This is a genomic window from Pseudomonas sp. S31, from assembly GCF_016648105.1.
Taxonomy (GTDB): Bacteria; Pseudomonadota; Gammaproteobacteria; order Pseudomonadales; family Pseudomonadaceae; genus Aquipseudomonas.
This window is the reverse complement of record NZ_JACVVE010000022.1, coordinates 16597-43569: the sequence shown is the minus strand read 5'-3', so window position 1 is coordinate 43569 and position 26973 is coordinate 16597. Positions and strand designations below refer to the sequence as shown.

The 26973-nt window shown below is 64.5% G+C and carries 16 protein-coding genes; 12 read left to right on the top strand and 4 right to left on the bottom strand.

The window, feature by feature from the left end; translation table 11 throughout:
- Positions 1-168: 168 nt before the first annotated feature.
- Positions 169-1194, top strand: coding sequence for an Ldh family oxidoreductase (locus IAE37_RS16860; RefSeq protein ID WP_201175360.1), 1026 nt, complete (start codon positions 169-171; stop codon positions 1192-1194).
- Positions 1195-1404: 210 nt separating this feature from the next.
- Here the strand turns inward: IAE37_RS16860 and IAE37_RS16855 are convergent, their stop codons facing one another.
- Entirely contained in the window at positions 1405-5841 is a 4437-nt protein-coding gene (locus IAE37_RS16855) for a hypothetical protein (RefSeq protein ID WP_201175358.1), read from the bottom strand.
- Between the two features lie 405 nt (positions 5842-6246).
- Here IAE37_RS16855 and IAE37_RS16850 point away from each other — a divergent pair, with 405 nt between their 5' ends.
- The 9 genes from IAE37_RS16850 to IAE37_RS16810 all read left to right on the top strand — a co-directional run bounded on the left by IAE37_RS16850 (position 6247) and on the right by IAE37_RS16810 (position 22833).
- Positions 6247-7443, top strand: coding sequence for an amino acid aminotransferase (locus IAE37_RS16850; protein WP_201175356.1), 1197 nt, complete (start codon positions 6247-6249; stop codon positions 7441-7443).
- A gap of 197 nt (positions 7444-7640) precedes the next feature.
- Complete coding sequence (locus tag IAE37_RS16845; RefSeq protein WP_201175355.1) at positions 7641-8936, top strand: serine/threonine transporter; 1296 nt, start codon at positions 7641-7643, stop codon at positions 8934-8936.
- A 155-nt stretch (positions 8937-9091) separates the two neighbouring features.
- Positions 9092-10792: an acid phosphatase gene (acpA, locus tag IAE37_RS16840; RefSeq protein ID WP_201175354.1), complete on the top strand. Its 1701-nt coding sequence runs from the start codon at positions 9092-9094 to the stop codon at positions 10790-10792.
- Positions 10793-10917: 125 nt separating this feature from the next.
- Entirely contained in the window at positions 10918-11418 is a 501-nt protein-coding gene (gene tpx, locus IAE37_RS16835) for a thiol peroxidase (RefSeq protein WP_201175353.1), read from the top strand.
- Positions 11419-11641: 223 nt separating this feature from the next.
- Positions 11642-12904 (top strand): MdtA/MuxA family multidrug efflux RND transporter periplasmic adaptor subunit, encoded by a 1263-nt coding sequence (locus IAE37_RS16830; protein WP_201175352.1) that lies wholly within the window; start codon positions 11642-11644, stop codon positions 12902-12904.
- Positions 12901-15999 carry an MdtB/MuxB family multidrug efflux RND transporter permease subunit gene (locus tag IAE37_RS16825; RefSeq protein ID WP_201175351.1) on the top strand — a complete coding sequence of 1033 codons (3099 nt, stop codon included), beginning with the start codon at positions 12901-12903 and terminating at the stop codon, positions 15997-15999. The genes IAE37_RS16830 and IAE37_RS16825 overlap by 4 nt, the downstream gene beginning before the upstream one ends.
- On the top strand, positions 15996-19103 hold the full coding sequence (locus tag IAE37_RS16820) for an efflux RND transporter permease subunit (RefSeq protein ID WP_201175349.1): 3108 nt from the start codon (positions 15996-15998) through the stop codon (positions 19101-19103). The genes IAE37_RS16825 and IAE37_RS16820 overlap by 4 nt, the downstream gene beginning before the upstream one ends.
- Positions 19100-20587, top strand: coding sequence for an efflux transporter outer membrane subunit (locus tag IAE37_RS16815; RefSeq protein WP_201175347.1), 1488 nt, complete (start codon positions 19100-19102; stop codon positions 20585-20587). Before IAE37_RS16820 ends, IAE37_RS16815 begins: the two co-directional genes overlap by 4 nt.
- A gap of 158 nt (positions 20588-20745) precedes the next feature.
- Complete coding sequence (locus tag IAE37_RS16810) at positions 20746-22833, top strand: putative bifunctional diguanylate cyclase/phosphodiesterase (protein WP_201175345.1); 2088 nt, start codon at positions 20746-20748, stop codon at positions 22831-22833.
- A 38-nt stretch (positions 22834-22871) separates the two neighbouring features.
- On the opposite strand, the gene IAE37_RS16805 is transcribed toward IAE37_RS16810, so the two are convergent.
- Complete coding sequence (locus IAE37_RS16805) at positions 22872-23132, bottom strand: DUF1652 domain-containing protein (protein ID WP_201175343.1); 261 nt, start codon at positions 23130-23132, stop codon at positions 22872-22874.
- 471 nt (positions 23133-23603) lie between these two features.
- Between IAE37_RS16805 and IAE37_RS16800 the strand changes: the two genes are divergently transcribed.
- Positions 23604-24518, top strand: coding sequence for a site-specific integrase (locus IAE37_RS16800; protein ID WP_201175342.1), 915 nt, complete (start codon positions 23604-23606; stop codon positions 24516-24518).
- A gap of 3 nt (positions 24519-24521) precedes the next feature.
- Here the strand turns inward: IAE37_RS16800 and IAE37_RS16795 are convergent, their stop codons facing one another.
- Both IAE37_RS16795 and gspG read right to left on the bottom strand, forming a co-directional pair.
- Complete coding sequence (locus IAE37_RS16795) at positions 24522-25712, bottom strand: type II secretion system F family protein (protein ID WP_201175341.1); 1191 nt, start codon at positions 25710-25712, stop codon at positions 24522-24524.
- A gap of 11 nt (positions 25713-25723) precedes the next feature.
- Complete coding sequence (gspG, locus tag IAE37_RS16790; RefSeq protein ID WP_201175340.1) at positions 25724-26149, bottom strand: type II secretion system major pseudopilin GspG; 426 nt, start codon at positions 26147-26149, stop codon at positions 25724-25726.
- A gap of 181 nt (positions 26150-26330) precedes the next feature.
- Between gspG and IAE37_RS16785 the strand changes: the two genes are divergently transcribed.
- A complete protein-coding gene (locus IAE37_RS16785; RefSeq protein ID WP_201175339.1) occupies positions 26331-26924 on the top strand; it encodes a transglycosylase SLT domain-containing protein in 594 nt (197 codons plus the stop codon).
- Positions 26925-26973: the final 49 nt, after the last annotated feature.

Genomic DNA, 26973 nt, shown 5'->3' with positions numbered 1-26973 from the left:
TGTGCTGGCAAGGGTTTGCCGCAAGCCAAGGTCAATTATATTTAACGATGCAGTCGGTTGATTGCAGCCATGCAATGAAGGCGTACGCCCAGTGGCTTGCCTGGCAGCGCCGATGTGGGCATAACGGAAGGCCGCAGCCCATCCAACATTCCAACAAAGGAGCCGCCGATGTCTTTACCTTCCTCCAGCGCCGTGGTGCGCATGTCCTTTGCCGAGTTGTCGGGGTTGTTGCAGGCGATCTTCCAGCAGCATGGCTGCAGCGAGGCGGTGGCCAGTGTGCTGGCGACCAACTGCGCCAGCGCGCAACGTGATGGTGCCCATAGCCATGGGGTTTTTCGCATGCCCGGTTATATCTCGACCTTGGCCAGCGGCTGGGTCGATGGCCGTGCCGTGCCGCAGATAACCGATGTGGCATCCGGTTATGTCCGCGTGGATGCGCGTGGAGGCTTTGCCCAGCCGGCCCTGGCGGCAGCGCGCAGCCTGCTGGTGGAAAAGGCGCGCAGCGCCGGCATCGCCGTGCTGGCGATTCATGACTCCCATCATTTCGCGGCGCTCTGGCCGGACGTGGAGCCGTTCGCCGATGAAGGGCTGGTGGCCCTCAGCGTGGTCAACAGCATGACCTGCGTGGTGCCCCATGGTGCCCGCAAGCCGCTGTTCGGCACCAACCCGATCGCCTTCGCTGCGCCGTGCGCGGGGCATGACCCGATCGTCTTCGACATGGCCACCAGCGCGATGGCCCACGGCGATGTGCAGCTTGCCGCGCGTGCCGGCCAATCTTTACCCGAAGGCATGGGTGTGGATGCCCAGGGGCAGCCGACCTGCGACCCGGCGGCGATTCTCGAGGGCGGGGCCCTGTTGCCGTTTGGCGGGCACAAGGGCTCGGCGCTGTCGATGATGGTCGAGCTGCTGGCCGCGGCGCTGACCGGTGGGCACTTCTCCTGGGAGTTCGACTGGGCAGGGCACCCCGGCGCGAAGACGCCGTGGACCGGACAGCTGATCATCCTGATCGATCCAAGCAAGGCCGAAGGGGATCGATTCGCCCAGCGCAGTCGTGAACTGGTGGAGCAGATGCAGGCGGTGGGGTTGTCGCGCATGCCGGGGGAGCGGCGCTATCGGGAGCGGGAGGTTGCCGAGCGTGAAGGGGTGGCGTTGAGTGAGCAGGAGTTGCATGACTTGAGGGCATTGCTGGGCTGAAACGGATTCACCAGCCGGGGGGGGGGGGGGGGGGGGGGGGGCGGGGGGGCGGCCGGGGGGGGGCGGGGGGGGGGGGGCGCCGGGCCCCCCCCCCGCCCCCCCCCCCCCCCCCGGCTGGTGATAGAGCTGGTGCCAACCAGCTATTTACGCAGGTGATGTTCTTTCAACAAATCTGAGAGTAACGTCAGGCCTGCTTCTTAGCTGCTGTGGCTATACCTCTTCCCAGCCTACTGATCTTAGACGCACGGTGATGTCCTCTGATTGACGTACGGTAATGTCCTCGAGGACTGGCTGACGATGTCCGAAACCTATGGTAAAGGTGTTAGGGGGGTCAAGTACAGGACTTGTGTATGCAGGCAAATCAAGCGTTACAGTACCTGCCCCCGGCGAAAGGTATATAGTATCGTGATTGTTCTTCCCCGAGAACATCAATCTACACTTCGCTTGGACAGAGATTATCTGGTATTCGATAGTTACTCTTAGGGGGCGCATCAAGGCCCCCGTCCATGGGATATAGAAGTATAGCAGTGGCCAATCTACTCTCCTTAAGACGAAACTAAGCTCGCGCCCTCCGTTACCTGCAACGATCTGCACAGGCCGTACAGCACCAGTAGGCAAGATAATACCTGAGGGCAACGTAGTGGTGGTATAAGGCGGAAATTGATGACCCACTGCGAAGCTCTCGAAGTCCTCATATGCATACCTGCCAGGTTGTCGCCTTTCCAATCGCCTAATGTCAGAAGTCTGGCCGTTCCCATATTGCGCCACGGCCTTGAAACTATGACTACCCACATCTATCGCAATTGCGGGTTGAGTCGTCCACACCCCGGCATAATTGACGTTATATAACCCCTTCGAAACGGAACCATCCAACAGCTCGATGCGCAGCCCTTTGGATGCTCTACCACTGAGCGTTATACTTTCGGCTCGCGTATTACCGTTGTCCGGTATTTCGATGTTTCGATCGTCCTTCACCGAAGCAATCGTCGGCGTGACAGTTTCCACCACGGTCACCCCCCAGGCAGGTGACAGAGGTTCGCCGCCATATAGGCCCTTGGCCTTGAAACTGTGCGCCGCCACGCTCAGGCCGGTCAGCGTGCTGGTCCAGTCGCCGCTGGCACCGGCTGTGACAGTGTCCTTGATGGCTGCGCCGTCCAGGATCTGCACTCGCTGGTTGACGGCGGCTTTACCCGTGAGCACGAGTGTCGTCGCGGTGGTCGCGCTCCCGTTCGGTACCGCAGTGCTTTTGTCGTCCTTCACCGTGGCAATCGTCGGCGCCGTCGCCGCGACCACGGTCACCGCCCAGGCAGGTGACACAGGTTCGTTGCCATATAGGGCCTTGGCCTTGAAACTATGCGCCGCCACGCTCAGGCCGGTCAGCGTACTGGTCCAGTCGCCGTAGGCATCGGCTGTGACAGTGTCCTTGATGGCTGCGCCGTCCAGGATCTGCACTCGCTGGTTGACGGCGGCTTTACCCGTGAGCACGAGTGTCGTCGCGGTGGTCGAGCTCCCGGTCGGTACCGCAGTGCCTTTGTCGTCTTCCACCGTGGCAATCGTCGGCGCCGTCGCCGCGATCACCGTCACCGCCCAGGCAGGTGACAGAGGTTCGCCGCCATATAGGCCCTTGGCCTTGAAACTGTGCGCCGCCACGTTCAGGCCGGTCAGCGTACTGGTCCAGTCGCCGTTGGCACCGGCTGTGACAGTGTCCTTGATGGCTGTGCCGTCCAGGATCTGCACTCGCTGGTTGACGGCGGCTTTACCCGTGAGCACGAGTGTCGTCGCGGTGGTCGAGCTCCCGGTCGGTACCGCAGTGCCTTTGTCGTCTTCCACCGTGGTAATCGTCGGCGCCGTCGCCGCGACCACGGTCACCGCCCAGGCAGGTGACACGGGTTCGCTGCCATATAGGGCCTTGGCCTTGAAACTATGCGCCGCCACGCTCAGGCCGGTCAGCGTACTGGTCCAGTCGCCGTTGGCACCGGCTGTGACAATGTCCTTGATGGCTGCGCCGTCCAGGATCTGCACTCGCTGGTTGACGGCGGCTTTACCCGTGAGCAAGAGTGTCGTCGCGGTGGTCGAGCCGCCGTCGGGCACGGGATTGCCCTTGTCGTCCGCCACCGACGCGAGGGTAGGGGCGACTTCGGGCAACTTTACGAGCCTGTAGGTGCGTTGTGGGAATGCCACAGCGCTTGCTTCGATTCGTCCCTTGTCGAAGGCTACCGAGAGCGTCAAGGTGAGCTCGGCGTCACCCTTGAGCTTCTCCAACTCAGTCCGGGCTACCGGGCTTTGCAGCCCTTGGCGTACCTGTTCAGCGCTCACTTCTTGGTCACGGGCAGAGTAGAACGCATAGGCCTGGCCATTCTCCAGGGTGCCATCGATTCGACACCAGAACCGCTGCCCTTGAGCGATCAGTGGCCACGGTTCAACTTGCATGTGGGCATCGCCCGTGAAGTCGAGCAGGTCCAGTGTGTCACCCTTCGCTTGCGGTACCACCGGTGTGGGCAAGTCACGCTCGTCCAGCTCTCCGACCGCCAGTTCCAGCGGCATGGAAGGGGACGGCTTGCCATTGCGCATCAAGCCATAAGCCACTTGGATGTCCTCGCCCTGGCTGGCAGCCACCACGCTCTGCGGTACGGTGAAATCGACAAAGCCAACAATGCTGCCCGGCGCTTGGTCGCTTTGCCAAGTGGCGGCTAGGGTTTCGCCGACCCAAGCTGCCGCGAGGATGTCGGTGGGCAGCATGCTGGTATATCGGACGCGCACGGTGGCACCAGTGAGCGCCGCCATCGGGTCGAGCGTGCCATCCGATGCCTCCAATACGGTGGGTGCGACGAGCTCTTCACCGCTTTCATGTTGCACTCGGATCGGCAAGGCCTTTGACGACGCCAAGCCACCGCTTGCGCGCCTCACCCTATACTGCACCCTCACTTCAGTGTCCAGGTTGCCGATGATGAAAGGGTCGTAGGGGATATCGAAATCGATGCGCGTGTTCTGGCTAGCCTCTGTGACTTCGGTATGGGCTTCGAAGCGATACACGCCGATCCACTCCAGCGTGATGGAGTCACCGACCGCCTTGCCTTCATAGTTCAGCACCCAGGCCTTGGTGCCGTTCGGGTTGACTGCGTCGGGATCGAGCACGCCCCCACCGGCATTATCCACTTCAGGAGCGATCAGGTCCGCGGCGCCCTGGCTGACAACCGCCAAGGCGAGCGACTCGGAAGGCTCGTTATTGACTCGGTAATGGACGGTGATGCACTGGCCGGGCAAGCGCTCGAAGAAGTCCTTGGGCACCGTGAAGTCGACCGGATTGCCTAGTTGCGTACTGTCGATGTCCGTGAAAGCGTAATGGCTGCTCCCGTCGTCGCCAACGACGAACAGTTCCAGCCGGTCTCCGGCGACCATCCCGGGGTAGGCGGCGACCGTTGCGGTGGCACCCGAGGGGGGAATGGCTTCGAGCTCGAGTCGATCGCCCTCGGCTTCCTGGATGCGCGGGGGCTCGAGCCGCTGCGCTTGGCCGGCCACGTGGAACACCAGGCGTTTGGACAGGCGCTCATCGGGGCCAGGGTTGACCGTGTACTTGAGCGTGGCCTCGGCCCCGGCACTGGCTTTGGCGATGGCGTTAGGCACCATGAACACAATAGGAAGGCCGTAATTGTCGTCGTCGATGAAAAAATCGCTCTGGTATTCGAGGGGGCGTTCACTCTCTGCCTCGGCGGACCACAACAAGCGGACCGTATCGCCGGGCAGCATGCCGATATAAGCGCGCACCAAGACATGCGCATTTTCGTCACCCAGCATGTCGAGGTCCAGTACGCCTTCGACGACCTCCCTGGCGATGGGGGCTGTGAGCAAATCACCGCCAATCTCCGCATACGTATTGAACCCTTGCGACCAGCGCGACCAATTATTGACCGTGTCGCGGATTTCGTAGCGGATGAGAATGTCGCCGGAGCCTGCTTGTTCGACGACTTCGCGAGGAATGTCGAAGCACACATCCTTGCCGACATCTTCAGGTTCGATGGCGTGCTTGAACTTCACCCCATTCCAGCTGAGGGTGATCTGGTCAGCTTCGATGCCTTGCCCGTCGTCCGGGCCGGTCATGTTGAGGTAGGCGGGCACGGTCGCGACAAGGCTGTCCAGGTCGCCGTCCTGGGTGGTCTCCGGTACGCCTTGCACAGGCGTGAGCCGATCGTTGATGCCGGGTGTCGCGTCGTCGGTGTCAAGGCCGCCAGGCACGTTGGTCTTCACCCGAATGCTGAGTGCATCCGAGGGGTAGAGGTTGCCGCCGAGGGCACTGGTGACCTCATAACGCACCTGCGCCAGGCCGTCCTCGATGCCTAGGCTGCTGACGGGGATAAGGATGCTGGCCCCCTCGATGTGATCTTGGCGGATATAGTCCGTGGCGACAGGCTCGTCGTTCCAATACACGACCAAGTGGTCGTTGAGGCTCATCTGTGGATAAGCTCGGACGAGGACCAGGACGTGGACGGTAGGGTCTACCAGGTCGTAATAGCGAAGGCCGCCATTGGGCTCGGCAGAAGGTATGCTCGGCGCGGGCAGGTTGTCTTTGGCCCCTTGGACGAAGTCGCCAGGCCCGCGCAGGCGGGCAAGTAGCAGGCTGATGGCGCTGAGTTGATGGACGCTGTTCATGGTGTCTCCAACAGGTGTGGGGGTCGCTCAGCGCAGTGTGGGGCCGGTGGATAAAGGGCGAAACTGGCAAAAATACTAGGCAGGCTGGGCGCTGAGCGCGGCAGGAGATCACCCAGCCCCGCTGGGCTGCGCCATCGCCCAGAGAACAGTGGGCAGTCCAGAATGTGGGAGCGGGCTTGCCCCGCGAAGCAGGCCACGCGGTGTCTGGCACCGGCTTTGCCGGTGTTCGCGAGGCAAGCCCGCTCCCACAGAGTCTCAGCAAAATCGATAAGTTAGCGGTTGTTCTATAGGAGGTGTGCACGCTTGCATGAACTGGCTTGCACGCAAGTGATGTTCCTCCACGGCAACAGCGGGTATGCTCATCGCTGCCTTTTCGAACTGTCCTGATCCAAGGAGCTGCACGCTGTGTTCAAACATGTCGATGCCTATGCCGGCGACCCGATCCTCTCGTTGATGGAAACCTTCAAGGCCGACCCGCGGGCCAACAAGGTCAACCTGAGCATCGGGCTGTACTATGATGAGGCCGGCGTGGTGCCGCAGCTGCCATCGGTGGACGCGGTCGAGCGGCGCCTCGCCGGCCAGGCCCATGAAGCTTCGCTGTACCTGCCGATGGAAGGCCTGGCCAGCTATCGCCAGGCGATCCAGGCGCTGCTGTTCGGTGCCGACCATCCGGCGGTAAGCGCCGGTCGCGTGGCGACCGTGCAGACCGTGGGCGGCTCGGGTGCGCTCAAGGTCGGTGCCGACTTCCTCAAACGCTACTTCCCGCAGTCGGAAGTCTGGGTCAGCGACCCGACCTGGGACAACCACCGCGCGATCTTCGAAGGTGCCGGGTTCAAGGTGCACAACTACCCGTACTTCGACCAGGCCAGCCGTGGCGTCGACTTCGACGGCATGCTCGCCACCCTGCAGACCCTGCCGGCCAACAGCATCGTGCTGCTGCACCCATGCTGCCACAACCCTACCGGTGCCGACCTGTCCCAGGGGCAGTGGCAACAGGTGGTGGAAGTGGTCAAGGCGCGGCAGCTCATTGCGTTCCTCGACATCGCCTACCAGGGCTTCGCTGAAGGCCTGGTCGAAGACGCCTTCGCCATCCGCGAAATGGCCCGCGCCGGCGTACCGTGCCTGGTCAGCAACTCGTTCTCGAAGATCTTCTCGCTGTACGGCGAGCGGGTAGGGGGGCTGTCGGTGGTCTGCGATGACGAGGCCACCATGCAGAGCGTGCTCGGCCAGCTCAAGGCCACCGTGCGCCGCAACTATTCCAGCCCACCCAACTTCGGTGCCCAGCTGGTGGCCGGCGTGCTCGGTGACGCTACCCTGAACGCCCAGTGGGCGGCGGAAGTCGAGGTCATGCGCAAGCGCATCCTCGACATGCGTCAGGCACTGGTCGATGCACTGGGGCAACTGCTGCCGGGCCAGGACTTCCAGTTCTTCCTGCGCCAACGCGGCATGTTCAGCTACACCGGTTTCAGCGTCGAGCAGGTGCGTCGCCTGCGTGACGAGTTCGGCGTGTACCTGATCGACAGCGGCCGGGTGTGCATGTCCGGCCTGCGGCCGGCCAACCTGCAACAGGTGGCCGAGGCCTTCGCGGCCGTGCAGAAGTAGTAGCGCCGGGGCCGCTCGGCGGCCCCTTCCAGTGCAACCCGCTTGTGAAGACAAGTGCAACCGTCCCTCGGACGGGGCTTCGCAATTGCCCTCATTCAGTGCACAATCGCGCCCCTCTTTTTCGGTTGAGGTGCGCGAAGCATCTGTTTCGCCATTCTCAACCCTGTTGCAGTCTTGCGAGTGGAGCTTCACCCGGAATGAATGAGCAGGCCCCAAGCGTTGAACAACGCTTTGCAGAATCGACCCCCGCCACCCTTGGCAGCTGGGCGCGTCAAGACACCACCTGGATGCTCGGCCTGTTCGGCACCGCCATCGGCGCAGGCACGCTGTTCCTGCCGATCAATGCCGGGCTCGGCGGTTTCTGGCCGTTGCTGATACTCGCCGTACTGGCCTTCCCGATGACCTACTACGCCCACCGCGCCCTGACCCGTTTCGTGTTGTCCGGCCGTGACGGCGGCGATATCACCGCCGTGGTAGAGGAGCATTTCGGTATCAAGGCGGGTGCGTTGATCACCGTGCTTTACTTCTTTGCCATCTTCCCGATCCTGCTGATCTATAGCGTGGCACTGACCAATACCGTCAGCAGTTTCATCGAGCACCAGTTGCACATGGCGCCGCCGCCGCGGGCGCTGCTGTCGTTCGTGCTGATCCTGGGCCTGCTGAGCATCGTGCGCTGTGGCGAGCAGGCTACGGTCAAGGTCATGAGCCTGCTGGTCTACCCGTTCATCGTCGCCCTCGCGCTGTTGGGGCTGTACCTGGTGCCGCACTGGACCGGCGGCATCCTCGACAGCGTCGGCCAGGTGCCAGCGGGCTCGGCCTTCCTGCACACTCTCTGGCTGGCGATCCCGGTCATGGTGTTCTCGTTCAACCACTCGCCGATCATCTCGGCCTTCGCGGTCGACCAGAAGCGCCGCTACGGCGAGCATGCCGATGAGCGCAGCGGCCAGATCCTGGCTCGTGCCCACCTGCTGATGGTGGCCATGGTGCTGTTCTTCGTGTTCAGCTGCGTGCTCACCCTGAGCAGCGCCCAGCTGGCTGAAGCCAAGGCGCAGAACCTGTCGATCCTGTCGTACCTGGCCAACCACTTCAGCAACCCGGCCATCGCCTTCGCCGCGCCGCTGATTGCCTTCGTGGCCATCGCCAAGTCGTTCCTGGGCCACTACATCGGTGCCAGCGAAGGCCTCAAGGGCATCATCGCCAAGACCGGCGCGCGGCCGTCGGCCAAGGCCCTGGACCGCCTGGTCGCGGCGCTGATGCTGGTGGTGTGCTGGATCGTCGCCACCCTCAACCCGAGCATCCTTGGCATGATCGAATCGCTGGGCGGGCCGATCCTGGCCGTGCTGCTGTTCCTGATGCCGATGTACGCCATTCGCCGTGTGCCCTCGATGCGCAAGTACAGCGGTGCGCTGTCCAACGTGTTCGTCGTGGTGATCGGCCTGGTGGCACTGACCTCGGTGGTCTACAGCCTGGCCTACAGCCTGCTCGGCTGGTAACCCGCGCCTGACGCCGAAGCCCGGATGGCCCTACCGCCCTCCGGGCTTTTTTGTGGGTGATAGCGCACATTGATCGTTTGCCTGCCGACACGAAACCGTCATGAACCCTCGCTAGCCTGCGCGGACATAAACTGTCACAACTCATGGATCAGGCGATGCACGAAGCACCCGAGCACGACGCAGTAGCGGACAACGACGATCGACAATCTTCACCAGGCCCTTCGCGCCGTGGTTTCCTCGGCGGCCTGGCGGTGCTGGGTGCAGGTGCCGGCCTGGCCGCCTGTGGCCACAATGACGGCACACCCGGCGATGCTCCACGCGCACAGCTGACCGGCGCCGCCCTGGACAGGGCGTTGCGTGACAAGGTGCGCACCGTGGTGGTGATCTACGCGGAGAACCGCAGCTTCAACAACCTGTTCGCCGACTTCCCGGGGTTGCAGAGCCCGTTGGCCAAGTTGACCAAGGACGCCTACGCCCAGCGCGACCGCGATGGCACCCTGTTCGATACCTTGCCGCCGACGTTCGGCGGCACCCTGCAGGTCGGCCCGCAGACCGTCGATGGCGTCACCTATGAGAAGGACGTCGAGTACCAGGCGCAACTGCCCAATGCGCCATTCGCCCTCAAGGGCCCTCACGGCGAGGACCTGCCACTGGGCCTGGTGACCCGCGACCTGTGGCATGTGTTCTACCAGAACCAACTGCAGATCAATGGCGGCAAGAACGACGGCTTCGCCGCCTGGTCCGACGCTGGCGCCCTGACCATGGGGCATTATCCGCAGACGCGCTACAACCTGCGCCTGTGGGACCTGGCCCGGCAGTTCGTGCTGTGCGACAACTTTTTCCAGGCTGCCTTCGGCGGCTCGTTCCTCAACCACCAGTTCCTGGTCGCCGGGCGTGCGCCGTTCTATCCGGATGCCGCCAACTCGCCTGCGAGCAGCCAGATCGCCCAACTGCAGAGCGACGATCCGCTGGACATCCGCCTCAAGCCCTTGCCCGGCTCGCCGAACAAGGCCCACGACGGCCCTCCGCAGTTCGGCCCCAGTGCCATCACGCCAGATGGCCATGCGGTCAACACCCTGGCGCCACCGTACTGGCCGACCTGGCTGCGCGACCCGGCGCGCCCGGACCATTCCAAGCCCGACCTGCCCAATGTGCTGGTGCCGCAGACCCACGAGCACATCGGCGACAAGCTCTCCAGGCGCAATGTCGACTGGGCCTGGTACGCGGGTGGCTGGCAGGCCACGCTGGACGCTTTCAAGGGCGCTGACGGCATCCCCAGGATCCCCAACTTCCAGTACCATCACCAGCCGTTCAACTACTTCGCCCAGCAGGGGCCGGAGCACCCCGAGGAGCGCCGCAAGCGCCTGCGCGACGGCGGCCTCGGCGAGGATCCGAGCAGCAACCGCTTTCTCGCCGATGCGCGCGACGGACGCTTGCCAGCTGTAACGTTCTACAAGCCCCAGGGCAACCTCAACCTGCATGCCGGCTACGCCGACGTGGCCTCGGGCGATCGCCACATCGAGCGCATCGTCAAGACCCTGATGGAAAGCCCGCAGTGGTCGAACATGGTGGTGGTGATCACCGTCGACGAGAACGGCGGCTGGTGGGACCACGTCGCGCCGCCGAAGGGTGATCGCTTCGGGCCGGGCTCGCGGATCCCGGCGCTGGTGGTATCGCCGTTCGCGCGCAAGGGCACGGTGGACCATACCGTGTACGACACCACGTCGATCCTGCGCCTGATCACCCGGGTGTTCGACCTGGAGCCGCTCGAAGGTCTCAAGGCCCGCGACCAGGCCATGGCCGGGCGCGGCCAGGCTTTGCTGGGCGACCTCACCAGTGCCCTGGACCTGGGCTGACAGGGCAGTCGACGAGCGAGGCAGCCGGGCTGGCGACGCAACATTTTCGCCAGACCCCATAGGCACTCGGGCGCCTTCATGCTTAACTCAGTGTCCTTTTCAAACCCCGCACAAGGATTTCCGTCATGGCTCAAGTGACTCTCAAAGGCAACCCGGTTCAGGTCAAGGGCGAACTGCCGAAGGCCGGTGCCCAGGCGCCTGCCTTCTCGCTGGTAGCCGGCAACCTGGCCGACACCTCGCTGAAAGACTATGCCGGCAAGCGCAAGGTGTTGAACATCTTCCCGAGCGTCGACACCCCGACCTGCGCTACCTCCGTGCGCAAGTTCAACGCCCAGGCCAACGACGTGGCCAACACCGTGGTGCTGTGCATCTCCGCCGACCTGCCCTTCGCCCAGGCGCGCTTCTGCGGCGCCGAAGGCCTGGAGAACGTACAGAACCTGTCGACCCTGCGCGGCCGCGAGTTCCTCGAGAACTACGGCGTCGCCATCGCCGACGGCCCGCTGGCCGGCCTGGCTGCCCGTGCCGTGGTGGTGCTGGACGAGAACGACAAGGTGCTGCACAGCGAACTGGTCGGCGAAATCGCCGACGAGCCGAACTACGACGCAGCGCTGGCAGTCCTGAAATAAGAATGGCGTAGGGCAGGGCGGTGGAACTCGCGCCCTGTTTGCCATGCCAGGCAACATCGCGAAACGGCCCGGAAACCCTTCCGGGCCGTTTTCATTTAAAGTTCAGGATCTTGGCCTCGTCAGCTTAAGGTAAATGCCCTGTAAAGGCGCTTTGCTAAAACGGTGCCAATGCTTATCGTTCACCCTCCCCAAGTCGCTTTTCCGAACAAGGTTCGTTCAACCCATGCACGCTTCCGTCTCCCGTTCTCCCCGTCGCTGGCTCGTGGGCCTGCTGATCCTGCTGCTGGTGGCCCTGCTGGCGTGGTGGCTGTGGCCGGCCTCCATGCCCCACAAAGAGGCGAAAGGACGAACAGGCGGCAACGGGCGTCCGGGCTTCGGTGCCTCCACCGATCCGGTACCGGTGCGTGTCGAGCCCGCCACCGTGGGCGACTTCCCACTCTATTACAAGGCCTTGGGCACGGTCACAGCCACCAATACGGTCAACGTCCGTAGCCGGGTGGCGGGCGAATTGGTCAAGATCCACTTCAAGGAAGGCCAGCAGGTCAAGGCTGGCGACCTGCTCGCCGAGATCGACCCGCGCCCCTATCGCATCGCCCTGCAACAGGCCGAAGGCACGCTGGCGCAGAACCAGGCGCAGTTGAAGAACGCCCAGGTCGATGTCGCCCGCTACCGTGGCTTGTACGCCGAAGACAGCATCGCCAAGCAGACTCTGGATACCGCCGAGGCGCAGGTCGCGCAGTTCCAAGGCCTGGTCAAGACCAACCAGGCGCAGGTCAACGACGCCCGCCTGAACCTCGACTTCACCCAGATCCGTGCGCCCATCAATGGCCGGGTCGGTTTGCGCCAGCTCGACCTGGGCAACCTGGTGGCAGCCAACGACACCACAGCGCTGGTGGTCATCACCCAGACCGAGCCGATCAGCGTCGCCTTCACCCTGCCGGAAACCGAGCTGAGCACCGTGCTCGACCGCTATCGCGGCGGCGCCAGCCTGCCGGTGGAGGCTTGGGATCGCAGCGACAGCAAGCTGCAAGCGACCGGTGTGCTGGGCAGCATCGACAACCAGATCGACACCACCACCGGCACCCTGAAGTTCAAGGGGCGCTTCGAGAACAAGGACCTGTCGTTGTTCCCCAACCAGTTCGTCAACGTGCGCCTGCTCGCCGACACCCTCAAGCAGGTCGTGCTGGTGCCTTCCGCCGCCGTGCAGTTCGGTAACGAGGGCAGCTTCGCCTACGTGGTCAATGCCGACAACAAGGTCAGCATCCACAAGCTCAAGGTGGGCGCCAGCGATGGCGAGCGCAGCGTGATCCTCGACGGCCTGGCTGCCGGCGACCGCCTGGTGCTCGAAGGCACCGACCGCCTGCGCGATGGCACCCTGGTCGAAGTGGTCGAGGACAGCTCGCAGGTGCCGACCACGCCGGGTTCGCAGCTGCAGGGCGGCGAGGCCAAGGGCAAGACCGACGAGCCGGGCAAGGCGGGCGCATGAATCTCTCGCGCCTGTTCATCCTGCGGCCGGTCGCTACCACGCTGAGCATGCTGGCCATCGTCCTGGCCGGCCTGATCGCCTACAAACTGTTGCCGGTGTCCGCGTTGCCCCAGGTCGACTATCCGACCATCCGGGTCATGACCCTGTACCCCGGCGCCAGCCCCCAGGTGATGACCAGCGCGGTCACTGCGCCGCTGGAACGCCAGTTCGGGCAGATGCCTGGGCTGACCCAGATGGCCTCGACCAGCTCTGGCGGCGCCTCGGTGCTGACCCTGCGCTTCAACCTCGACATGAACATGGACGTCGCCGAGCAGCAGGTGCAGGCGGCCATCAACGCCGCCAGCAACCTGTTGCCCAGCGACCTGCCGGCCCCGCCGGTGTACAACAAGGTCAACCCGGCCGATACGCCGGTGCTGACCCTGGCGATTTCTTCCAAGACCATGCCGCTGCCCAAGCTCAACGACCTGGTCGACACCCGCGTGGCGCAGAAGCTCGCGCAGATCAGCGGCGTGGGCATGGTCAGCATCGCCGGCGGCCAGCGCCAGGCGGTACGCATCAAGGTCAACGTCGATGCCCTGGCCGCCAACGGCCTCAATCTGGACGACGTGCGTACGCTGATCGGCGCCTCCAACGTCAACCAGCCGAAGGGTAACTTCGACGGGCCGACCCGGGTGTCGATGCTCGATGCCAACGACCAGCTGCGTTCGCCCGAGGAATACGCCAACCTCATTCTCAGCTACAACAACGGTGCGCCGCTGCGCCTGAAGGACGTCGCCGAGATCGTCGACGGCGCCGAGAACGAGCGCCTCGCGGCCTGGGCCAACCAGAACCAGGCGGTGCTGCTGAATATCCAGCGCCAACCGGGGGCCAACGTCATCGAGGTGGTCGACCTGATCAAGCAGCTGCTGCCGTCGATCACCGACAACCTGCCGGCCGGCCTGGACGTCTCGGTACTCACCGACCGTACCCAGACCATCCGTGCCGCGGTCAAGGACGTGCAGCACGAACTGCTGATCGCCATCGTTCTGGTGGTGATGGTGACGTTCGTGTTCCTGCGCCGCGTCAGCGCCACCATCATCCCGTCGATCGCCGTGCCGCTGTCGCTGGTCGGTACCTTCGGGGTGATGTACCTGGCGGGCTTCTCGATCAACAACCTGACGCTGATGGCGCTGACCATCGCCACTGGCTTCGTGGTGGACGACGCCATCGTCATGCTGGAGAACATCTCCCGGCACATCGAGGAAGGCGAGACGCCGATGCAGGCGGCGCTCAAAGGCGCCCGGCAGATCGGCTTCACCCTGGTGTCGCTGACCTTCTCGCTGATCGCCGTGCTGATCCCGCTGCTGTTCATGGCCGATGTGGTCGGCCGGCTGTTCCGCGAGTTCGCCATTACCCTGGCGGTGGCGATCCTGATTTCCCTGGTGGTGTCGCTGACGCTGACGCCGATGATGTGTGCCCGCCTGCTCAAGCGCGAACCCAAGGAAGAAGAGCAGGGGCGCTTCTACCGTGCCAGCGGCGCGTGGATCGACTGGCTGATCGAGCGCTATAGCCGTGGCCTGCGTTGGGTGCTCAAGCATCAGCCGCTCACCCTGCTGGTGGCGGTGGCCAGCCTGGCGCTCACGGTGTTCCTGTACATGGTGGTGCCCAAGGGCTTCTTCCCGGTGCAGGACACCGGGGTGATCCAGGGTATTTCCGAGGCGCCGCAGTCCATCTCGTTCACCGCCATGAGCGAGCGCCAGCAGGCGCTGAGCAAGCTGATCCTGCAGGATCCGGCGGTGCAGAGCCTGTCGTCCTACATCGGCGTCGACGGCGACAACGCCACCCTCAACAGCGGTCGCCTGCTGATCAACCTCAAGCCCCATGGCGAGCGGGACGTCACCGCCAGCGAAGTCATCAGCCGCCTGCAACCGCAACTCGACAAGCTGGTGGGCATTCGGCTGTTCATGCAGCCGGTGCAGGACCTGAGCATCGAGGACCGGGTCAGCCGGACCCAGTACCAGTTCAGCCTGTCCTCGCCCGATGCCGACCTGCTGGCGCAGTGGAGCGGCAAGCTGGTCGACGCCTTGCAGCAGCGCCCGGAGCTGCAGGATGTGGCCAGCGACCTGCAGGACAAGGGCCTGCAGGTGTACCTGGTGATCGACCGTGACATGGCCAGCCGCCTCGGCATCGACGTGTCGCAGATCACCAACGCCCTTTACGATGCGTTCGGCCAGCGGCAGATCTCGACCATCTACACCCAGGCCAGCCAGTATCGCGTGGTCTTGCAGTCGCAGAATGCCGGCAGCATCGGCCCGCAGGCGCTGGAGTCGATCCACGTCAAGGCCAGCGACGGCGGCCAGGTGCGCCTTTCGGCCCTGGCGCGCATCGAGCAGCGCCAGGCGCAGTTGGCCATCTCGCACATCGGCCAGTTCCCGGCGGTGACCATGTCGTTCAACCTGGCCCACGGCGCATCGCTCGGCGAGGCGGTGAAGGTGATCGAGCAGGTGCAGCAGGAGATCGGCATGCCGATCGGCGTGCAGACCCGCTTCCAGGGTGCCGCAGAGGCGTTCCAGGCCTCGCTGTCGAGTACCTTGCTGCTGATCCTGGCGGCGGTGGTGACCATGTACATCGTGCTGGGCGTGCTCTACGAGAGCTACATCCACCCGGTGACCATCCTTTCGACCCTGCCGTCCGCCGCGGTCGGCGCCTTGCTGGCGCTGATCCTCAGCGGCAACGACCTGGGGATGATCGCCATCATCGGCATCATCCTGCTCATCGGCATCGTCAAGAAGAACGCGATCATGATGATCGACTTCGCCCTGGAGGCCGAGCGCAACCAGGGCATGGCCCCGGCCGATGCCATCTATCAGGCGGCGCTGTTGCGTTTCCGGCCGATCCTGATGACCACCCTGGCGGCGCTGTTCGGTGCCGTACCGCTGATGCTCGCCACCGGCTCCGGCGCCGAGCTGCGCCAGCCGCTGGGCCTGGTGATGGTCGGCGGCCTGCTGGTCAGCCAGGTGCTGACGCTGTTCACCACCCCGGTCATCTACCTGTATTTCGACCGCCTTGCCCGCCGCTGGCGCCCGACCCCCGATAACCAGCAGGCCCAGGCATGAATCTGTCCGGGCCATTCATCCGCCGGCCAGTGGCGACCATGCTGCTGAGCCTGGCGATCATGTTGCTGGGCGGCGTGAGTTTCGGGTTGCTGCCGGTGGCGCCATTGCCGAAGATGGACTTCCCGGTGATCGTGGTGCAGGCCAACCTGTCCGGTGCCAGCCCCGAAGTCATGGCCGCCACCGTGGCCACGCCGCTGGAACGCAAGCTCGGCACCATCGCCGGGGTCACCACGCTCACCAGCAATTCCAGCCAGGGTTCGACCCGGGTCATCATCGGCTTCGAGACGGGCCGTGACGTAGACGGCGCCGCCCGCGAGGTGCAGGCCGCCATCAACGCCACGCGCAACCTGCTGCCCAGCGGCATGCGCAGCATGCCCACGTACAAGAAGATCGACCCCTCGCAGGCGCCGATCATGGTGCTGTCGCTGACCTCGGACGTGCTGCAGAAAGGCCAGCTGTACGACCTGGCCGATACCATCCTGTCGCAGAGCCTGGCTCAGGTCAGTGGGGTAGGGGAAGTGCAGATCGGCGGCAGTTCGTTGCCGGCGGTGCGGGTGGCGGTGGAGCCGCAATTGCTCAACCAGTACGGGGTTGCCCTGGATGACGTGCGTACTGCGGTGTCCAACGCCAACCAGCGCCGGCCGATGGGCTTCGTCGAGGACGGCGAGCGCAACTGGCAGGTACGTGCCAACGACCAGCTGGAGAAAGCCAAGGACTACGAGCCCATCGTGATCCGCCAGGAAAACGGCACCATCCTGCGCCTGTCCGACGTAGCCACCATCACCGATGGTGTGGAAAACCGTTACAACAGCGGTTTCTTCAACGATCAGAGCGCGGTGCTGCTGGTGATCAACCGCCAGACCGGCGCCAACATCATCCAGACCGTCGACCAGATCAAGGCGCAGTTGCCGGCGTTGCAGTCGCTGCTGCCGGCCAGCGTCAAGCTGGATGTGGCCATGGACCGCTCGCCAGTGATCAAGGCCACCCTCAAGGAGGCCGAGCATACCTTGCTGATCGCCGTGGTGCTGGTGATCCTGGTGGTCTACCTGTTCCTTGGCAGCCTGCGTGCCTCGCTGATCCCCAGCCTGGCGGTGCCGGTGTCGCTGGTGGGCACCTTCGCCGTCATGTACCTGTGCGGCTTCTCGCTGAACAACCTGTCGCTGATGGCGTTGATCCTGGCCACCGGCCTGGTGGTGGACGACGCCATCGTGGTCCTGGAGAACATCTCGCGGCATATCGAGGATGGCCAGCCGCCGATGCGTGCGGCCTTCCTCGGTGCCAAGGAGGTCGGCTTCACCCTGCTGTCGATGAACGTCTCGCTGGTGGCGGTGTTCGTCTCGATCCTGTTCATGGGCGGCATCGTGCGCAACCTCTTCCTGGAGTTCTCGGTCACCCTGGCGGCGGCGATCATCGTTTCCCTGGTGGTGTCGCTGACCCTGACGCCGATGCTCTGCGCCCGCTGGCTCAAGCCGCAGCAGGCCGAACCGAACCGCCTGCAGCAGTGGAGCGAAAGGCAGCACCAACGCCTGGTCGGCGCCTACGATCGCAGCCTGGGCTGGGCACTGCGGCACAAGCGCTTGACGCTGTGCAGCCTGCTGGTGACCATCGGCGTGAACATCGCGTTGTATGTGGTGATTCCCAAGACGCTGATGCCGCAGCAGGACACCGGGCAACTGATGGGCTTCATTCGCGGTGACGACGGGCTGTCGTTCAGCGTGATGCAGCCGAAGATGGAAATCTACCGACGTGCCTTGCTCGCCGACCCGGCGGTGCAGAGCGTGGCTGGTTTCATCGGGGGTAACAGCGGCACCAACAATGCCATGGTGCTGGTGCGCCTGAAGCCGATCGCCGAACGCAAGATCTCGGCGCAGAAGGTCATCGACCGCCTGCGCCGAGATCTGCCCAAGGTGCCGGGCGGGCGCTTGTTCCTGATGGCCGACCAGGACCTGCAGCTCGGTGGCGGGGGCCGCGACCAGAGTTCCTCGCAGTACGTCTACACCCTGCAGAGCGATAACCTGAGCGCCTTGCGCGAATGGTTCCCGAAGGTCACGGAGGTGGTCCGTACACTGCCCGAGCTGACCTCGGTCGATGCCCGCGATGGTGGCGGGACCCAGCAGGTGACCCTGGTGGTCGACCGCGACCAGGCCAAGCGCCTGGGCATCGACATGGACATGATCACCACGGTGCTCAACAACGCCTACAGCCAGCGGCAGATCTCGACCATCTACGACAGCCTCAACCAGTACCAGGTGGTGCTGGAGATCAACCCGAAATACGCCTGGGACCCGAGCACCCTGGAACAGGTGCAGGTGATTACCAGCGAGGGCGCGCGCGTGCCGCTGTCGACCATCGCCCACTACGAGAACAGCCTGGCCGACGACCGGGTCAGCCACGAGAACCAATTCGCCTCCCAGGACATCAATTTCGACGTCGCCGAAGGCTACAGCACCGACCAGGCCATGGCCGCGCTCGAGCGCGCGGTGGCCAAGATGGGGCTGCCCGAGTCGGTGATCGCTCGCCTGGGCGGGACGGCGGATGCCTTCGCCAAGACCCAGCAAGGCCAGCCGTTCATGATCCTCGGGGCGCTGGTGCTGGTCTACCTGGTGCTGGGCATTCTCTACGAGAGCTACATCCACCCGCTGACCATCCTCTCGACCCTGCCTTCGGCGGGCGTCGGGGCACTGCTGGCGTTGTACCTGACCGGTGGCGAGTTCAGCCTGATCTCGCTGCTCGGGCTGTTCCTGCTGATCGGCGTGGTGAAGAAGAACGCCATCCTGATGATCGACCTGGCGCTGCAGTTGGAGCGTCACCAGGGGCTCACGCCCGAGGAGTCGATCCGCCGGGCCTGCCTGTTGCGTCTGCGGCCGATCCTGATGACCACGCTGGCGGCCATCCTCGGTGCCTTGCCGCTGCTGCTGAGCCGTGCCGAGGGTGCCGAGATGCGCCAGCCGCTGGGCCTGACCATCATTGGTGGCTTGGTCTTCAGCCAGGTCCTGACCCTTTATACGACGCCGGTGGTGTACCTGTACCTCGACCGCCTGCGTCACCGTTTCAACCGTTGGCGCGGCGTGCGCACCGACGCCGCCCTGGAAACCCCGCTATGACCTTTGCCCAAGCTCCGCTCCATCGTGCCCTGCAAGTGCTGACCCGTGGGCGCGGTTCGCGCCTGGTCGGCGCAGGCTTGTGCGTGGCCATGCTCAGTGCCTGTACCCTGAGCCCGGACTACCATCGCCCGACCCTCGACACACCCGCGCAATTCAAGCAGGCCGAGGGCTGGACCCAGGCCAGCCCGTCCGACGCCATGGCCCGTGGCGCCTGGTGGGAAATCTACGGCGATCCGGGCCTCAACGCCCTGGTCGAGGAGCTCAACCGCAGCAACCAGACCGTGGCCCAGTCCGAGGCCCAGTACCGCCAGGCCCAGGCGCTGGTGCGCAGCAGCCGTGCCTCGTTGTTTCCCACGCTGGACCTGACCACCAGCAAGAACCGCTCGGCGCAAGGGACGGGAAGCTCCAGTTCGAGCCTGTCGAACAACAGTAGCGGTATCCGCGACACCTACAATGCGCAGCTGGGCGTCAGTTGGGAAATCGACCTGTGGGGCAAGCTGCGTGAAACGCTGCATGCTGACCAGGCCAGTGCCGAAGCCAGCCTCGCCGACCTGGCTTCGATTCGCCTGAGCCAGCAGTCGGAGCTGGTACAGAACTACCTGCAATTGCGGGTGATCGATGAGCAGAAGCGCCTGCTCGAGGCCACCGTCGCTGCCTACGAACGCTCGTTGCGCCTGACCGAGAACCAGTACCGCGCCGGCGTATCCGGCCCTGATGCGGTGGCCCAGGCGCGCACCCAGCTCAAGAGCACCCAGGCCGACCTGATCGACCTGGCGTGGCAGCGCGCCCAGTTCGAGAACGCCATCGCCGTGTTGCTGGGCAAGGCACCTGCCAACTTCGCCCTGGCCGACAGCAAGTCGATCCCCGCCTTGCCGGAGGTGCCGCTGGCGTTGCCGTCGCAGTTGCTCGAGCGTCGCCCTGACATCGCTGCGGCCGAACGCAACGTGATGGCCGCCAACGCACAGATCGGCGTATCCCGGGCAGCCTACTTCCCCGACCTGTCGCTGAGCATGAGCGGCGGTTATTCCAGTAGCAGCTTCAACAACTGGATCGAGTTGCCGAACCGCTACTGGTCGGTCGGCCCGCAATTGGCGCTGACCCTGTTCGACGCGGGCAAGCGCAGCGCCGAGGTGGACCGCACCGTGGCCGCGTATGACCAGACCGTGGCGCAGTACCGGCAGACGGTGCTCGATGGCTTCAAGGAAGTGGAAAACTACCTGGTGCAGTTGAAGGTGTATGCCGACGAAGCGGGGGTACGCCAGGAGGCCCTGGAGGCAGCGCGCGAGTCGCTGCGCCTGACCGAGAACCAGTACAAGGCCGGCTTGATCGGCTATCTGGACGTGGTCAACGTGCAGACCACGGCGTTGAGCAACGAACGTAGCGTGTTGACCTTGCTGGAAGGTCGGCTGGTGGCCAGCGTGCAACTGATCGCGGCCCTGGGCGGGGGATGGGACGCCGAGCAAGCGTTCGCCGAAGCCGAGTAGGAGCGGGTTCAGCCGCGAATGCGTCAGGCCCAGGTGGGTGGGGTGGTGGTTTCACGAATCCATTCCCATTCGCGACAACTTCATAGCGTTTCGCCAGCGCTTCTGTACAATCACGGGTTTTTTTACAGGCCTTGCATCGCCTGTCGCTGGAATCGCAAATGCTGATTGGTAGCTATTCGTCCTCGCTGGTGTTGATTTCGCTGTGCGTGGCCATTCTCGCGTCCTACACCGCCCTCGACCTGACCGGCCGCCTGGCCACCGCCAAGGGGCGGGCAGTCTATTTGTGGATGGGCGGCGGCGCGCTGGCCATGGGTATCGGCATCTGGTCGATGCACTTCATCGGCATGCTCGCCTTCAGCCTGCCGGTGGAACTGGGCTACGACATCGGGCTGACCGCGTTTTCCCTGCTGATCGCGGTACTGTCGGCCGGCTTCGCCCTCTGGATGGTCAGCCAGCCGACCCTGCCTTGGCTGCAACTGGGCTTCGGCGCTCTGATCATGGGTGCCGGTATCAGTTGCATGCACTACACCGGCATGGCCGCGCTGCGCATGCTGCCCGGTGTCGACTACGATCCGACGTTGTTCGGCGCCTCCCTGGCGATTGCCGTCGGGGCTTCGGCCGCGGCCTTGTGGATCGCCTTTCGCCTACGCCAGAACACCCCCTACGTGCGGCAGATCCGTGGCTTGGCTGCGGTGCTGATGGGGATCGCCATCGTCGGCATGCACTACACCGGCATGGCCGCGGCCAACTTCCCGCAAGGCAGCTACTGTGGCGCGTTGGCCAATGGCCTGAAAGGCGATGGACTGGACTACCTGGTATTGATCACCACCCTGGCGGTGCTTTCGGTGGCCTTGCTGACCTCGGTGCTGGACGCCCGCCTCGAGGCGCGCACCGCCGAGCTGGCCCGCTCGCTGACCTTGGCCAACCAGGAGCTGACCCAGCTCGCCCTGCACGATACGCTGACCGGGCTGCCCAACCGCACGCTGCTGGCCGACCGCATCGACCAGGCCATCGGCAAGGTGGCGGAGCAGGGGGGGTGCTTCGCTTTGATGTTCATCGACCTGGACGGCTTCAAGCCGGTCAACGATGCCTTCGGCCACCATGTCGGCGACCTCCTGCTCAAGGCCGTGGCAGCCCGCTTGCGTGGGCATCTGCACAGCCAGGACACGTTGGCGCGCATCGGCGGCGACGAGTTCGTCCTGCTGGTCGAGCTGCAGGAGCCCGACGATGCCATGAGCGTGGCGGTCAAGCAGGTCAACCTGGTGTCCCGGGCCTTCGAGGTCGCCGGCCACGACTTGCAGGTAACGGCCAGCCTGGGCATCGTCCTCTACCCAGGAAACGGCCTGGACCAGCACGAATTGCTGCGTAACGCCGATGCCGCCATGTATCACGCCAAGAGCGCTGGCAAGAATGGCTACAGCTTCTTCGACGCCTCGATGAACAGTAACGCCCGCCAGCAGTTGCAGTTGCTGCAGGATCTGCGCCTGGCCCTTGAGCGAGACGAGTTCCGCCTGCACTACCAGCCCAAGTTCGCCGCCCAGGGCTGCCAGCCGATAGGCGCCGAGGCCCTGCTGCGCTGGGAGCACCCGCAGCATGGATTGATGCTGCCGGATCGCTTCATCGCCCTGGCCGAGAAGACCGGGCTGATCATTCCGATCGGTGAATGGGTGCTGGGCGAAGCGTGTCGGCAGATGCGCCAGTGGCTCGACCAGGGGCACGAAGATTGGCGCATGGCGGTGAACCTGTCGGCCCTGCAGTTCTGCCATGTCGGCCTGGTCGACAGCGTGGCCCGGGCGCTGGACGACAACGGCCTGCCGGCCAACCGGCTGACCCTGGAAATCACCGAATCCACCGCGATGCATGATGCCGACGCCAGCCTGACGGTGCTTCAGCGCCTGTCCGACATGGGCGTGGACCTGTCCATCGATGATTTCGGTACGGGTTATTCCAGCCTGATGTACCTCAAGCGCTTGCCGGCCAACGAATTGAAGATCGACCGCGGTTTCGTGCGTGACCTGGAACAGGACGGCGATGACGCAGCCATCGTCTCGGCGATCGTCGCGCTGGGGCAGGCGTTGGGCCTGCGTATCGTCGCCGAAGGCGTTGAGACCGATGGGCAGCAGGCGTTTCTGACCGGGCTGGGGTGCGATTCGTTGCAGGGCTACCTGCTTGGCCAACCGGTGCCGGCCGAGCAGTTCATGGCGCGCTTGCAGGCGCTCGGCCAGACCCGCGAGGTGCCAGCCTAGGCTCCGTCTGAAAAGTCTCAAGGATTTTCAGACGGAGCCTAGACAGCGTCCTTGAGGGGCAGACTGGGGATGAAGGCGTCCATTTCCGCCTCCACCGCCTCGATGATGCGTTCGACATCGGCAGCCGGCATGATTGCGGTACAGGGGATACCGGCAATTGCCAGCAGGGTTTCGCCCGTGGCCCGGTCGAACAGGCGGGCGACCATGCTGCGTGGCGCGTCCATGCTGGCTTCGAACCCCAGTGGGTGGAAATGCCAACGCATCACCTGGCAGGCGTTGGGGAACGTCATCTTGTTCATGCCAGCCTCCTTGTCCTTTCCTGGACGGGGTGAGGGTAGCCCGGCGAGGCCGCCGGGAAAGTAACCATAGCACCTGACACGCCGCTGTCGCCCTGAAAATAAGATTAAATCGCAAATACTTGATGCCGATCACGCGGGCTCTTGCCTCCCTCTTTACTGCCCCGGCGCGTTGCAAACGTTTTCCTGCGGGCTGGGCACCGCCGGCCCGCGATGCACTATCAGACCAATGGCATTCAGCCAGGCATGCCAGGCAGCCCGCAGATGGCCGGCCCCTCATTCGATCTGTGGGGCTTCAATGAGGCTTCAATAGGGCTGCAATAAGGTACTATCATGATCCATGCCATCGACTAAGCCCTTGAATATCAAGGTGATGGCACGTGTCGCAGGTCGTGATGACCTCTCGTTTCTCCTGGTCAATCAGACGCTTGACGAAGTCGGATTGACTCGCTATCGCACCACAGGATCTCTGTTTTGTCCGAGCTTTCACAGAACCCGCTGCTGCAATACATGGCCCGGCTCGCACCGTCCAGTCAGCAGACCATGCGCTATGTGCTCCAGGATGCCGCCGACCGACTGGGTTTTGTCGACCACGATATTGCCGATGTGCCCTGGCACCGGCTCGATCCTGGCCATGTGATCGGCCTGGTGGCGGCCTTGCGCGCCGACGGCTATGCCCCCAACAGTTCGTCGCTGTATGTCAATGCCGTACGCGGCGTGATGAATGAAGCCTGGCGCCAGGGCCTGATCGATCATGAGCGGTTGCTGCGCATCCGCGAGGTCAAGCCCGACACCGGCAGCCGCCTGCCGCCAGGGCGCAACCTGCGCCGCAGCCTGATCCGCGAGTTGATGGACCTGTGCGCCGCCGACCCACGGCCCCAGGGCGTGCGGGATGCCGCTATCATCGCGCTGCTGTATGGCACTGGCATGCGCAAGTCGGAATCGGTGGACATCGACCTGGACGATGTCGACTTCGCGGCGCGCAGCGTGCAGGTGGTGGGCAAGGGCAACCGGCAGTTGATCAAGTATGCGCCTGCCTGGGCCTTCGAGAAACTGCAGGCCTGGCTGGACCTGCGCCGCGAGATGCTGCCCGAAGGGGCGAGCGACGACCCGTTCCTGTTCAACCGGATTCGTCGCGGCAACCACATCACCCGGGCCCGCATCACCAAGCATGCCATCTACTACATCGCCCGGCAGCGAGGCGCGCAGGTAGGGGTGAAGATCATGCCGCATGATTTTCGCCGTGCGTTCATCACCCGGGTGATCGAGGAGCACGACCTGTCGATCGCCCAGAAGCTGGCGCATCACGCCAATATCCAGACCACCGCCAGCTATGACCGACGCGATGACAACGAGCGGCGCCGGGCGGTGGATCGCTTCGACTACTGAGCCTCAATGAATGCTCGATGCCAGCTCGAAGATCGGCATGTACATGAGGATCACGATCAGCCCGATCAGCAGCCCGATGAAGGTCATCAGCAGGGGTTCGAACAACTTCACGAACCACTCGACCCAACGGCCGATTTCCTGGTCGTGAAAGTCCGCGCAGCGTTCGAGCATTTCGCCGAGGTTGCCTGACTGTTCCCCGGCCCGCAGCAGGCGCAGCGAGACAGGCGTCACCAACTTGGCCGCCTCCAGAGCATCGGACAGCGGCAAGCCTTCGCCCACCCGCTGGCTGGCCTGCTCCAGGCCTTGCGCCGAGGCGCTGCCCAGCAGCCCGCGCGCCATGCCCATGGCGGTCAGGATCGGGATGCCGCCCTGTAGCAGAATGCCCAGCGAGCGATAGAAGCGCGCCAGTTCGTACATCATCAGTCGCTGGTGCAGCGCTGGCATGCGCCGCAACTGGCGGGCTACCCAGCGGCGTACCCGCGGGTGGCGGCGCAGCAGCACCAGCGCGCCGATGCCGCCGACCGTGCCCAGCGCCAACGGCAGCTGCTGGGCATGCAGGAACAGGCCGATCTGCATCAGTACCCGCGACAACCAGGGCAACTCGCTGCCCATGCCCTCGAACACCAGGCTGAAGCGCGGTACCACGTAGCCGAGCAGGAACAGCACCACGCCACCGCCCACCAGCAACAGCAACAGCGGGTAGACCGAGGCGCCCACCAGTTTCTGCCGGACCAGGTCCAGGCGCTGGCGATAACCGATGTAGCGCGCCAGCGCATCGCCCAGTGCGCCGGTGCGCTCGCTGGACTGCACCAGCGCCACGTACAGCGGTGGAAATACCCGGGGTTGCAGGCCCAGGGCCTGTGACAGCGAGCGCCCCTCATAGAGTTGCCGCACCAGCGCCTCCAACACCTTGCGCGCGCCTGCGCCTGGCGCTTTCTCCGCCAGGCTCTCCAGGGCATCGATCAGCGGCAGGCCGGCGCTGAGCAAGGTGGTGAGCTCCTGGCTGAACAACACCAGGTCGAACGCCGCCTCGCGTCGCCAGGGCAGGCCGCCCAAGGCGCTGCCTTGGCCACGTATGCTGACCACCCGCAGGCCTTGCTCGACGGCCTTGCGCCGCGCCTGTTCGAGGTCCTCGGCTTCGATCTGCAGTTGCACCACGCCCTGGCTGCCCAGGGCCTTGAGCTGATAGCGCATGGGCCGCCTCCTCATTGCCAGCTGGTGACTTCGGCGTTTTCGCCATCGCCGCCGGGCTGGCCGTCCTTGCCCATCGACAGCAGGTCGTACTCGCCGCCGTTCTCACCTGGCTGGCGGTAGATGTAGGGGCGGCCCCACGGGTCCTGGGGCACCGCTTTCTGCAGGTAGGGCCCGGACCAGTGGGATTCGCCGCTGGGCGCCACCACCAGGGCCTGCAGGCCTTGCTCGCTGTTGGGGTAGTGGCCGACTTCCAGGCGATAGAGGTCCAGGGCCTTGCTCAAGCCTTCGATCTGCGCCCGCGCGACCTTGGCCTCCGAGCGACCGAGCTGGCTGAAGTACTTGGGCGCGACGATACCGGCCAACAAGCCGAGTACCACCAGTACGACCAACAGTTCGAGCAGGGTGAAGCCACGTTGGGGGTTGGGTCTGCGTTGCATGGTGAAATCCTCCGCTGCAGGGACATGCCTGGCACTCGCCATGCAACTGCCGTGCACGTCTGCCTCGGGGCCTTGCGCCATGCGCCATGGCAAGCGGCACGGTGCTTGCGTCGTCGCTCAAAAGGCCCGGATTTGCGGGGCATTTCCCCCAGATCGGGGGCACGGCGGGGAGGCGACCGACATGCGTGGACTCATCCTGGTTTCATTGTGGCTGGCGGCGACGATCGCCCAGGCCGATGTGTACATTTCCATCGATGCCAAGGGCGGCTACGTACTGACCAACGTCCATCGACCCGGACGCCACTATGAGCGGGTGATCAGCGAGCCGCTTGCCCAGGCCGGCCCGAGCGACGCGCAACTGATAACCGGGCGCCCCTATGCCGATGTCGTCGCCGTGGCGGCGCGCATCCATGATGTGCCCCAGGCGCTGCTGCATGCGCTGATCAAGGCCGAGTCCGGCTACAACCCTCGGGCGCGATCCGCTGCCGGGGCGGTGGGGCTGATGCAACTGATGCCGGACACCGCCCGGGAGATGGGCGTGGAAGATCGGCTCGACCCGGAAGACAACATCCAGGGCGGCGCACGCTACCTCAAGCGCATGCTGAAGCTGTTCGACAACGACATCACCCTGGCGGTCGCGGCCTACAATGCCGGGCCAGACGCGGTGCTACGCCGTGGCGCGGTGCCGCCGTTCGCCGAAACCCGCCGCTACGTCCCTGCAGTACTGCGCGAATACCGCAAGCTGCAGGGTCTGGCGGCGGATTCGCCGCTCTAGGCTCGGGCACATGGGCAGCTTGCAGATTCCCCCCAACGCTTCCCCAACT

What these genes read in the sequence shown, in the direction of transcription:
- IAE37_RS16855 (WP_201175358.1), bottom strand. Translation starts at nt 5,841, where the DNA reads ATGAACAGCGTCCATCAACTCAGCGCCATCAGCCTGCTACTTGCCCGC.
- IAE37_RS16810 (WP_201175345.1), top strand. Translation starts at nt 20,746, where the DNA reads ATGCTGATTGGTAGCTATTCGTCCTCGCTGGTGTTGATTTCGCTGTGC.
- IAE37_RS16805 (WP_201175343.1), bottom strand. Translation starts at nt 23,132, where the DNA reads ATGAACAAGATGACGTTCCCCAACGCCTGCCAGGTGATGCGTTGGCAT.
- acpA (WP_201175354.1), top strand. Translation starts at nt 9,092, where the DNA reads ATGCACGAAGCACCCGAGCACGACGCAGTAGCGGACAACGACGATCGA.
- IAE37_RS16825 (WP_201175351.1), top strand. Translation starts at nt 12,901, where the DNA reads ATGAATCTCTCGCGCCTGTTCATCCTGCGGCCGGTCGCTACCACGCTG.
- IAE37_RS16830 (WP_201175352.1), top strand. Translation starts at nt 11,642, where the DNA reads ATGCACGCTTCCGTCTCCCGTTCTCCCCGTCGCTGGCTCGTGGGCCTG.
- IAE37_RS16785 (WP_201175339.1), top strand. Translation starts at nt 26,331, where the DNA reads ATGCGTGGACTCATCCTGGTTTCATTGTGGCTGGCGGCGACGATCGCC.
- tpx (WP_201175353.1), top strand. Translation starts at nt 10,918, where the DNA reads ATGGCTCAAGTGACTCTCAAAGGCAACCCGGTTCAGGTCAAGGGCGAA.
- IAE37_RS16795 (WP_201175341.1), bottom strand. Translation starts at nt 25,712, where the DNA reads ATGCGCTATCAGCTCAAGGCCCTGGGCAGCCAGGGCGTGGTGCAACTG.
- gspG (WP_201175340.1), bottom strand. Translation starts at nt 26,149, where the DNA reads ATGCAACGCAGACCCAACCCCCAACGTGGCTTCACCCTGCTCGAACTG.
- IAE37_RS16815 (WP_201175347.1), top strand. Translation starts at nt 19,100, where the DNA reads ATGACCTTTGCCCAAGCTCCGCTCCATCGTGCCCTGCAAGTGCTGACC.
- IAE37_RS16860 (WP_201175360.1), top strand. Translation starts at nt 169, where the DNA reads ATGTCTTTACCTTCCTCCAGCGCCGTGGTGCGCATGTCCTTTGCCGAG.
- IAE37_RS16845 (WP_201175355.1), top strand. Translation starts at nt 7,641, where the DNA reads ATGAATGAGCAGGCCCCAAGCGTTGAACAACGCTTTGCAGAATCGACC.
- IAE37_RS16820 (WP_201175349.1), top strand. Translation starts at nt 15,996, where the DNA reads ATGAATCTGTCCGGGCCATTCATCCGCCGGCCAGTGGCGACCATGCTG.